This window comes from Duncaniella muricolitica, from assembly GCF_910574735.1.
Classification (GTDB): Bacteria; Bacteroidota; Bacteroidia; order Bacteroidales; family Muribaculaceae; genus Duncaniella; species Duncaniella muricolitica.
On sequence record NZ_CAJTCF010000139.1, the window covers coordinates 1 to 3,725 of the forward strand.

The following is a 3,725-nucleotide window of genomic DNA, read 5'->3' on the forward strand; positions in this document are numbered from 1 at the left end:
CATTATAAACAGCTTCATATTTTGTAAAAAAACGATTTACTCTCGTTGGTTGCAACGAGGGAAGTTGTGCATGGGGGAGTACGACAAACCTACCTGAGTAGTTACTAAACCTCTTAATGAAAGTTAAAAAAAGTAGGAACGTTCCAGGAACGTACCCGACGCGGATTTTGATTTCTGCCGAACTTCGCAGCGTAACACTAAACCCCAAAAATAAAATGGAAACAAAAACGCTGATAATCTCCGGCACGAAACTATCCCGTCAGATGCCCGGAACGGACTTGAAAAAGTCCACTGAAACAAACTCTATGGTTGAACCTCAAAAATATCTCTCATGAAGTCAGCAGAATTTACGATGGTATGCCAGATGCTTTCCGAACTGAGAGCAGAGGTACAGGCGATAAGAACCGGTGTTGACAGCCGTATCGAGTCAGTTGCCAAAACCGTGATGGAGGCTTTTCAGGGCTTCGGCATACTTGACCCGGACGAAGATACATGGACTGACAAGCAGGTACGCGCCAGATACCATGTATCACGCAAAACCCTCTACAATTACCGTATGTCGGGCAAGTTGCCCTATACACAGACCGGTGAGGGTACAAACTGCACTATCCGCTACCGCAAGGCGGATATAATAGAATTGTTCGCAACCCGCAACGCACAGATAATCCATACACACAATTAATAATCGCGTCGGCAACGGCGCAAGTTTCTAACCCAAAATTCTTTTAATTATGGCAAAAGACCAGACTGAAGAAGTGCTGATTGTCCGGAACAACGAAACCGGGCAGGTAGGCGCAGTGACCGGACTCAATGAGGACGGCACACCCAAAATCACCGATCCAATGTTCGTCACACTGGAGGATCTCGTAAAATTTAAGAAAGGACAAAATCCGCTGGAAGCGTTCTTGTCAAATTTTGTCAGACAATGCAAGAACCCAACAATGTTCGGATTCTTCAAAGTTCCTGCCGACCGTTACGATTGTGTTGGCATGGCTATGTGTGACTTTATAAAAGACCCCGAAACAAATGCTGAGATTCTCAAAGATTTCAAGGTCGATGTCCCTCAGCAGACGCAGACCAACATCAAGGAACAGGCTCAGGAGAACAATGCAACCGACACTCAGGCGCAAAAGCCGGTGGAGGAACAGGCTGCACAGACTGAACAGCCAAAGTATCACGCCATCGACGAAAGCAAAATCGACTGGACGATGCTCAAGAAGAAATGGGGCATAGACCGCGACCAGCTTGAAAAGTCGGGCGACCTCCGCGAGATGCTCTACAACCGCAAGTCGCAGATTGTGACCGTCACGCCCAATTTCGGAGGGGAGAAATTCCCGATTGACGCACGACTCTCTTTCAGAACCGATGCCGACGGCAATGTGAAGGTGGTGCCCCATTTCATACACCGCGAGCCCAAACTCGACCAAGAGTTTGAGGGGTACAAGTTCACAAAGGAAGATAAAGAGGCTCTGAAAACAACCGGCAATCTGGGCAAGGTCGTTGACCTTGTTGACAAAGCCACCGGGGAAGTCAAGCCCTCCTATGTCAGCGTTGACCGTCTAACCAACGAGATTGTGTCGGTGCCCGTAAAGGCCGTGTTCATCAAGGACACCATCGGGCAGACAAAGCTGACTATGGCTGAAATAAGCGAACTGAAGAAGGGTAAAGCCCTCCCGCCTAAACAGATTACCGACAAGAACGGCAAGACCTACAATGTGGTGTTGCAAGTGTCGGCCGACCGCAAGGGCGTCGAGTTTGTACCCGGCGGCGTGCGACGACAGGAGCAGAGCCAGCAGCAGGGAAACAGTCAGGGTCAGCAACAGTCCTCGTGGCTGACAAAGGACGGCAACATCAAGCCCATCACAAAATGGGCTGGCGTTCCTATGACGCCGCAACAGCAGGCTGACTACACTGCCGGCAAGGTTGTCGAAATGACAAACATGGTTGACAAGCAGGGGCAGAAATGCACCGTCTATCTCCAGTTCAATCCTGAAAAGCAACGTCCGACTACATCACTCAACGATCCCCGCGTCAAGGTCGCTGAAGAGTCAAAGACTCAGAAGGCGGTCAACAATGACGGACTGACGAATGAGGCGACCAAGCATGTTGCCGAACCGCTCCAGAAATACCAGACCGCGCCGAAAGACGAGAATCAGGCGAAACAGCAGCGCAAGCCCAAAGGCCCGAAGCTGTAACCAAAATCCGCTGAAATGACATCAGGGAGGTCCGGAACTCCCGATGTTGTTGCCGCAAAACCACTATCTCCAAAATTATCCACCCGATAAAATTCATAAATATGAAACAGAAAAATCTTATAACAGTCGTGACCGACCATGAACTCACGGCTGACACCATCGCCAGAGCAATCGGCGCAAACGAAAAACACGAAGGCTACTACCTCGGCAACGGCTACGCCGTGACATGGACAAACGGCGGGGTCATAGAGGCGACCTTCTCCCCGTCAGAGAATTTCGTGCTCTCCACGACAATGAACAGCCGACAGGTGTATGCCCACAACTTCAAGTTCGCCATGCGCGACTATGATGAGCTGGTTGGCTACAAGAAAACCGAGCAGGACAGGAAACAGCTCGCCACAATCAAGGCTCTCTGGGGAATGAGCCACACGGTCGTCAACGCAATGTCACCAGAGAAATACGGCGATTTCGACTTTCTCAACCTCTACTATTTCATCGCCGTTCCGGTGGCAGTGCGCAGGGCATGGCTCCCCATTCTCACAAAGGGGGCAATCCGTCACGGAGTAATCCACGGGCCGCAGAACCGCAGGGAATACGAGGAATGGCTCGACAATGAGATCTACAACCGTCTGGTGGAGAAGTCGAAAGAAAATGTGGAACTCAAAGGCGCCTGCATCATGGAGGAAATGCCCGTGGAAGTGTCAACCGCCGATGCCGAAAGAATCGGTGTTGAACCGCCCGAAGTCGGCACTATCCTCACGATGGACAAAAATGCCATGCGCATAACCGACTGCCAGCCGCTTCTCAATATGCCGCTGATGCTCCTTAAAGCCGCGGTTGAGCTGGACTTCGACCACATGAAGACCATGCAGACCGCCTACACACTGTACGCGAAGAAACTTATATCCTATCCGTTCACGGTGCAGAACACCATTCCTTTCGGCGTGTGGAAACTGATGCTCCGAAACAAGAAAAATCTTCGCTACAACAGCAAGTGGGGCAAGGAGGCCAGACGGATCCGTATGCCGCGCCGCCACAACTTCCGCAACTTCCGCGATGGAGAATGTATCTACAACGGCTTCGGTATTGTAACCACCGGGCTACACCCCACCGACCTCAGCCGCGACGAGGAAAAACTCTACAACCTTATTGTTAAAAGCGTGATTGACGCTTTCGCATAACCGACACACAAGCCCTGAACCGCTTGATCCATACACAAATTAACACCATTTATCCCGCCCGATTCCGATTTATTTGTTAACTTTGCACTCAATTCAACGTCATAATGTTTTTGTTTCAAATTTATGACTTGGATTTAGTGGTTGGACATCGGGAGGGATACCCGGTGTCCTTTTCTTATATCCCATTGAAAGACACATAGGACGCCGGCAAACCACTATTCCAAGAACCCGATGAAACAAAATGTGGGTCAAGCCGAAATGGCGGTGCATATGTTAAATTTGGCAGTTAGAAGTGTTAAATTTTTAGGCGTAGAGTTTGACCAGTCGGAATATGAAGAAGTCTCGGTCC

The 3,725-nt window shown here is 49.9% G+C and carries 3 protein-coding genes; all 3 read left to right on the forward strand.

Annotated features, from left to right (window positions below; all coding sequences use genetic code 11):
* Positions 1 to 331 precede the first annotated feature (331 nt).
* Positions 332 to 682, forward strand: a complete 351-nt coding sequence (locus tag QGT73_RS17035; protein WP_107033315.1) for a helix-turn-helix domain-containing protein — start codon at positions 332 to 334, stop codon at positions 680 to 682.
* A gap of 49 nt (positions 683 to 731) precedes the next feature.
* Positions 732 to 2,195: a DUF4099 domain-containing protein gene (locus QGT73_RS17040; RefSeq protein WP_107033316.1), complete on the forward strand. Its 1,464-nt coding sequence runs from the start codon at positions 732 to 734 to the stop codon at positions 2,193 to 2,195.
* A 101-nt stretch (positions 2,196 to 2,296) separates the two neighbouring features.
* A complete protein-coding gene (locus tag QGT73_RS17045; RefSeq protein WP_107033317.1) occupies positions 2,297 to 3,376 on the forward strand; it encodes a DNA topoisomerase family protein in 1,080 nt (359 codons plus the stop codon).
* The last annotated feature ends 349 nt before the right edge of the window (positions 3,377 to 3,725 follow it).

Bases quoted from the DNA above. Each gene is read 5' to 3' on its own strand.
- QGT73_RS17035 (WP_107033315.1), top strand. From the start codon at position 332: ATGAAGTCAGCAGAATTTACGATGGTATGCCAGATGCTTTCCGAACTG.
- QGT73_RS17040 (WP_107033316.1), top strand. From the start codon at position 732: ATGGCAAAAGACCAGACTGAAGAAGTGCTGATTGTCCGGAACAACGAA.
- QGT73_RS17045 (WP_107033317.1), top strand. From the start codon at position 2,297: ATGAAACAGAAAAATCTTATAACAGTCGTGACCGACCATGAACTCACG.